Raw genomic sequence first — 5,677 nt, 5'->3', positions numbered from 1 at the left:
CCCCCCCCCCCCCCCCCCCCCCCCCCCCCCCCCCCCCCCCCCCCCCCCCCACTACCGGGTCCGTTGCGCCCCGGCCGGGTCGATACAATCGGGGCATGACACTCGCACCCGCTGAATTGCCCGCCCTTCTGCAGCCCGTTGTCGATCGCGCCTTGTCGCGATTGGCCCAAGTGTTGCCTGAGCCCGCCCCGGTCGAGCTGCAGCCGCTGCTGACCCGGCTGGCCGTGGCCAGCGACTTCGCGCTGGATACGCTGGTGCGGCAACCGGCGCTGCTGGCACAGCTGGCCGCGCCCGCTTGCCCGCCGATCCCGGCGCCGGTGCTCGACCCGCTGCAGCCCAGCGACTGGCCTTCACAGTTGCGGCGCTGGCGCACGGCGATGTCGACGCGGCTGATCTGGCGCGACCTGGCCGGGCTGGACGACGTGGCACAGACCCTGGCTGGCGCCACCACCTTGGCCGAAGACTGCCTGCGGCTGGCGCTGGACGCGCTGCAGCAGGAGTTCGCGCAACGCCACGGGGTCATTCGCGATGACCACGGCCAGCCCATGCAGCTGGTGGTGTTCGGGCTCGGCAAGCTGGGCGGTGGCGAGCTCAACTTCAGTTCCGACATCGACCTGGTCTACGCCTACCCGCAGGGCGGCGAATCCGACGGCCCGCGCGCGCTGGCCGCCGAGGAGTACTTCGCCCGCCTCGGCCAGCGCCTGGCCAAACTGCTGGACGAAACCACCGTCGATGGTTTCAGCCACCGCGTCGACCTGCGCCTGCGCCCGTTCGGCAGCGCCGGCCGCGTTGCGCTGTCGTTCGCGGCGATGGACCAGTACTTCCAGCGCGAGGGCCGCGACTGGGAGCGCTATGCGTGGTTGAAGGCGCGTGCCGTGGCCGGCGACATCGAGGCCGGCGAAGCGTGGCTGCAGACCCTGCGCCCGTTCGTGTACCGCCGCTACCTGGATTTCACCGCGCTCGACGGCCTGCGCGAGATGAAGGCGGCGATCACCGCCGAAGTCGCGCGGCGCGAACTGCACGAGGACATCAAGCGCGGTGCCGGTGGCATCCGCGAAATCGAGTTCCTGTGCCAGGCGCTGCAGCTGATCCGCGGCGGCCGTGAACCGGCACTGCGCGAGCGTCGCCTGCTGGTGGCGCTGGCGGCACTGGTGGCGGCCGGGCAGATCGCGCCCGAGGATGGCGCCGCGCTGCGCGAGGCCTATCTGTTCCTGCGGCGTCTGGAAAACCGCCTGCAGATGCTGCGCGACGCACAGACCCATGTGCTGCCCAGCGACACGCTGGACCGCGAGCGCATCGCCGTCGGCCTCGGCTACCCGGACTGGGAGGTGCTGCGCGCGGCGCTGGCCGAACAGCAGCAGCGGGTCAGTACCGAATTCGCCGCGCTGCTTGCACCGCGCAAGGGCCAGGCCGCGCCCGATGCGTTGGCCAACTACTGGCGCAGCCTGCCCGACGGCAGCAATGCGCCGCTGCTGGCCGAAGCCGGTTTCCTCGATGCGAACGGCGCCGACCAGTCGCTGCGCGATTTTGCCCAGGGCAGCGGTGTGAAGTCGTTGTCCGATGCCGCGCGTGCGCGCCTGGACCGCGTGCTGCCGGCGCTGCTGCACGCGGCCACGCGCTCTCCGCAGCCCGATGCCGCGCTCAAGCGCGTGCTCGGCCTGCTGCAGGCGGTGCTGCGCCGGACCAGTTATCTCGCCCTGCTGGACGAACAACCCAGCGCGCTGGCGCGGCTGGTCGATGTGCTGGCGCGCAGTGCACTGCTGGCCGAGCGGCTGGCCGCCTATCCGCTGCTGCTGGATGAGCTGCTGGACGTGCGCGTGTCCGGGCCGATGCCCGATGCCGCCGGCATGCTGGCCGAGTGCCAGCAGGTGTTGTCGGTGGAAGATCCCGAATCCGCGCTGCGCTGGCTCAACGAGACGCGGCTGGCGCTCAGCTTCCGCATGGCGATGGCCACGCTGGATGGTCGCCAGGGCGCGGTGGACAGCACCCGGCAACTGGCCGAGCTGGCACAGGCGGTGGTGATCACCGTGCTGGCGATGGCCGAGGCGGACATGCGGGCTGCACACGGTGAGATTCCCGGTGGGCGCTTTGCGATCATCGGCTACGGCAGCCTCGGCGGCCTGGAGCTGGGCTTCGGTTCCGATCTGGATCTGGTGTTCCTGCACGACAACCCGGCCGGCGTGGACGCCAGCGATGGCGCGCGTCCGCTGGAGCCGGGGCGGTGGTATGCGCGCCTGGCGCAGAAGGTGATGGCGCTGCTTGGCGCGGTCACCGCCGCCGGCCGCCTGTACGACATCGACGTGCGCCTGCGCCCGGATGGCGGTAAAGGCTCGCTGGTGTCTTCGCTGGCCAGTTACACCGACTACCAGCGCGAACGCGCGTGGACCTGGGAACACCAAGCGCTGGTGCGCGCGCGTGGCGTGGCCGGCGATGCCAGCCTGCTGGCCGCCTTTGAGCAGGTGCGTGCGCAGACGCTGGGCCGCGAGCGCGACCGGGCCACGCTGTATGCCGACGTGATGAAGATGCGCGGGCGCATGCGCACCGAACTGGACCGCAGCGATGCCGCGCGGCTGGACCTGAAGCAGGGCGCCGGTGGCGTGGTGGATCTGGAATTCCTGCTGCAGACCGGCGTGCTGGCGCGCAGTGCGCAGGTGCCGGCGCTGCTCGAGCCGCGCGACACACCGTCGTTGATCGATGCGCTGGGCGCCGCCGGTTTCCTGCCCGAAGCCACCACGCAGGCGCTGCACACCGCGCACGCGACGTTGTTGGAGGTTGGCTTGGCCTGCACGCTGGATCGGCGGCCACGGCTGGCACCGACCACCCCGGCCATTGAAGAGGCGTGTGCGGCGATCACTTCGGCGTGCGTTGAAGCGAAGCTGCCGTTCGCCTGACAGGCAGCGATGGCTGGGCAATGGCCTGCTTCTGGTGGGTGCCAACCTTGGTTGGCACAGGCCATCAGGGTTCATGACTCTGGCAACAGCGTGCCGACCAACGGTCGGCACCCACCAGAGCAATGGCCCGGCGATGCCCCGCTGTTGGTAGGTGCCAACCTTGGTTGGCACAACCCATCAGGGTTCATGACCTCGGCGAGAGCGTGCCGACCAACGGTCGGCACCCACCGGATCAATGATCTGACCGTTGGCCTGCTGTTGGTAGATGCCAACCTTGGTTGGCACAACCCATCAGCGTTCATGACCCCGGCAACAGCGTGCCAACCAAGGTTGGCACCCACCAGAGAAGTGCGGTCAGCTGGTGGCGCGCAGCGGCGCCATCTTCCACAGCAACGCGCGGAATGGGGCCAGCAGGCACACGCCGATCGCCAGCTTCACCGCCAGGTCGCCTGCGGCCCAGCTGACCCACGGCAGGGTCGAACCGGCAAACGCGATCGACCAGAAAATGGTGGTATCCACGGTGGCACTGCAGGTGGTGGCCACCATCGGCGCGCGCCACCAGCTGCCACGGCGCAGGCGGTCGAACACGGTGATGTCCAGCAGCTGGGCCACGATGAACGCCGAGCATGAAGCAATGGCGATGCGCGGCGTCGCCACCCAGATCGACAGCAGCACCGCCACCAGGAAGCCGATCCACGCCACGCGGCGGGCCGGGCCCGGGCCGAAGCGGCGGTTGATCAGGTTGCTGACCAGGAACGCGACCGGATAACTGAAGGCGCCCCAGGTCAGCCAGTCATTGATCGGGTACTGCACCAGCACGTTGGACAGCAGCACCACCACGCCCATCGCCAGCACCGCCAGCACCAGGGCGCGCGGGGTCAGCGGGGCAAACACAGGGGCAGGACGCACGGACATGGCGAGCCAGGGGAATAAAGGGGATCGCCCATTATCCGCCCGGCCCGCGGCAAATCCAAAACCGGTCGTTCAGTTTTACAGCGCTTCGCTCATCACATCGCCAGCGGCATACGCGGTCGGCACGTACGCCAGGGTCTGGCCCTGTGCGCTCTTCACGTTCCAGCCGGCGCCGGCCTCGGTGGGGTCGAAATGCACCTGCTGGCCCACCACGAAGGCGGCGGTCGGGTTTTCGCCCTGTGGCTGCACGGTCCAGCGCAGGGTGGCGGTGTGGTCGGCCTTGTCCGGCACCTGCAGCTGCACCTGGCACTCGCCCTCCGGCGTGGTCTCCACCTTCTTCACTTCCATCGGCGGCAACGGTACCGCCTTGGTGCGGGTGGCTTTGCCGTTGCGCTCGCTGGCCTTGAACGGCGCCTTGGACAGTTCGGACAGGCCCATCGAGGCCGCCATCGGCAGCGACAGCACCACGAACGAGGTCACGATCACGCTGGCCTGGCTGCTGTTCAACTGCGGCGCAGCGCCCGCATGGACGGTGGGCACCAGCAAGGCGGAAAGCAGCAGGGCAGAGGCAGGAACGCGCAGGCAACGGAACATGGGACCTCCTGGTCGCCAGAAAAAGGGGATGAAATTCACGGGGTGGCCGCGGCCGCACCGGCCACCGGCACATGGGGAATCACCAGTTCCTGCTGCAGCTGGCTGCGCTGGTGCAGGAAGTCGAACACCGATTCCACCGTCACCACCGAGTAGTTGCCGGAGATGCGTTCGCTGGCCGGATGATCGGTGGTGGTGGCGTTGGCCACGAACAGGCGCGCACCCACGCGCTTGCCCAGGCCGATGTGCAGCACGCTGGGCTGGTACTTCTGCTGGCGCAGCCACTGCTGCGCCTGTTCGCGCTTGACGATGGCCGGCGCGCCCTCGCTCTGCGCCATCGCCGCGGCCAGCACTTCCAGCACCCACTGGTTGGAGTTCTGGTAGTCGGTGGCGAACGGGTAGGCCACCACGTTGTACTTCGTTTCGTGCAGTGCCTTGGGCTGGATCGACGGCGATACCAGCGCCGCCCGCAGTGCCGCGCGCAGCGGCGCGGACGGCACGCCGATGCGCAGATCGGTATGGCCACCGCTCTCGCCGACGAAGTTGCCCAGGCCCTCGTGGTACAGCTGCGAACTGTCGGTCTTGCAGCGGTTGAGCAGGTGCATCGCGCGCCAGCGGCCGTCGTCCTCGCGCAGCAGGAAGGCCAGGTGGCTGTGGCGCAGGCCGTAGCGGCTCAGGTCCTGGCCACCGCGCGCGGCCACCACCACGTCCACATCGGGCAGCGCATCGAGGCGTTCGGCGGTGGTCCAGGCCACATCCAGCATGGCGGCCTGTGCGGCCACGCTGGGGAAGCGCTCGCGGCACTCGGTGCTGTTGGCCCAGGCCGCTGCGGTCGCCAGCAGGCTGGCGATCAGCAGCGCGGCGCGCGGCAGGCGATAGAAACGATCCATGTCGGTACCTTCAACGGCGGTGAGGGCCGCGTGCCGATCATACGCCGGTCAGCGCAGCGGGCGGTCCACGCCCTTGCGCTTGAGTTCGCGGTCGCAGGCGTCGCTGATGGGTGCCACCGGCAACGGCGGGCGCTGGCCCTTCGGATCGCGCAGCGCCGGTTGTTCGCGGTACGCGTCCAGCTGCTGCTGGCACTGGTAGGAGATCGGGTCCAGCTCGGTGGGCGACGTGGAGCACGCGGCGAGCAGGGCCAGCGGCAGCAGGAGCAGGGTGCGCATGAAGGCGTTCAGAGTGATTGGGGAAGCTGGACTCTAACCGCGCAGGCACATCGAGATGTTCAAAAAACGCTGGGCGATCGGGTAGTGCCGGCCGCTGGCCGGCAACTGCAGGGTATT

5 protein-coding genes are annotated in these 5,677 nt (G+C 69.4%); 1 reads left to right on the top strand and 4 read right to left on the bottom strand.

The features are described 5' to 3' along the window. Positions 1 to 95 precede the first annotated feature (95 nt). Positions 96 to 2,891: a bifunctional [glutamate--ammonia ligase]-adenylyl-L-tyrosine phosphorylase/[glutamate--ammonia-ligase] adenylyltransferase gene (gene glnE / locus QRO93_RS14475; RefSeq protein WP_180880386.1), complete on the top strand. Its 2,796-nt coding sequence runs from the start codon at positions 96 to 98 to the stop codon at positions 2,889 to 2,891. Between the two features lie 354 nt (positions 2,892 to 3,245). On the opposite strand, the gene QRO93_RS14470 is transcribed toward glnE, so the two are convergent. The 4 genes from QRO93_RS14470 to QRO93_RS14455 form a co-directional block, all read right to left on the bottom strand. Next, positions 3,246 to 3,806 carry a queuosine precursor transporter gene (locus tag QRO93_RS14470; RefSeq protein ID WP_180880388.1) on the bottom strand — a complete coding sequence of 187 codons (561 nt, stop codon included), beginning with the start codon at positions 3,804 to 3,806 and terminating at the stop codon, positions 3,246 to 3,248. A 75-nt stretch (positions 3,807 to 3,881) separates the two neighbouring features. Next, positions 3,882 to 4,397: a hypothetical protein gene (locus QRO93_RS14465; protein WP_180880390.1), complete on the bottom strand. Its 516-nt coding sequence runs from the start codon at positions 4,395 to 4,397 to the stop codon at positions 3,882 to 3,884. 35 nt (positions 4,398 to 4,432) lie between these two features. Then, positions 4,433 to 5,284: a DUF2145 domain-containing protein gene (locus tag QRO93_RS14460; RefSeq protein ID WP_180880393.1), complete on the bottom strand. Its 852-nt coding sequence runs from the start codon at positions 5,282 to 5,284 to the stop codon at positions 4,433 to 4,435. A gap of 48 nt (positions 5,285 to 5,332) precedes the next feature. Beyond that, on the bottom strand, positions 5,333 to 5,560 hold the full coding sequence (locus QRO93_RS14455; RefSeq protein WP_049457909.1) for a hypothetical protein: 228 nt from the start codon (positions 5,558 to 5,560) through the stop codon (positions 5,333 to 5,335). Between the last annotated feature and the right edge of the window lie 117 nt (positions 5,561 to 5,677).

The sequence above is a fragment of the Stenotrophomonas maltophilia group sp. Smal17 genome (assembly GCF_030237045.1).
Taxonomy (GTDB): Bacteria; Pseudomonadota; Gammaproteobacteria; order Xanthomonadales; family Xanthomonadaceae; genus Stenotrophomonas; species Stenotrophomonas forensis.
This window is presented reverse-complemented; position numbering and strand designations above follow the sequence as displayed.

Excerpts from the sequence above, each read along its gene's own strand:
- glnE (WP_180880386.1), top strand. The coding sequence starts at position 96 with ATGACACTCGCACCCGCTGAATTGCCCGCCCTTCTGCAGCCCGTTGTC.
- QRO93_RS14470 (WP_180880388.1), bottom strand. The coding sequence starts at position 3,806 with ATGTCCGTGCGTCCTGCCCCTGTGTTTGCCCCGCTGACCCCGCGCGCC.
- QRO93_RS14465 (WP_180880390.1), bottom strand. The coding sequence starts at position 4,397 with ATGTTCCGTTGCCTGCGCGTTCCTGCCTCTGCCCTGCTGCTTTCCGCC.
- QRO93_RS14460 (WP_180880393.1), bottom strand. The coding sequence starts at position 5,284 with ATGGATCGTTTCTATCGCCTGCCGCGCGCCGCGCTGCTGATCGCCAGC.
- QRO93_RS14455 (WP_049457909.1), bottom strand. The coding sequence starts at position 5,560 with ATGCGCACCCTGCTCCTGCTGCCGCTGGCCCTGCTCGCCGCGTGCTCC.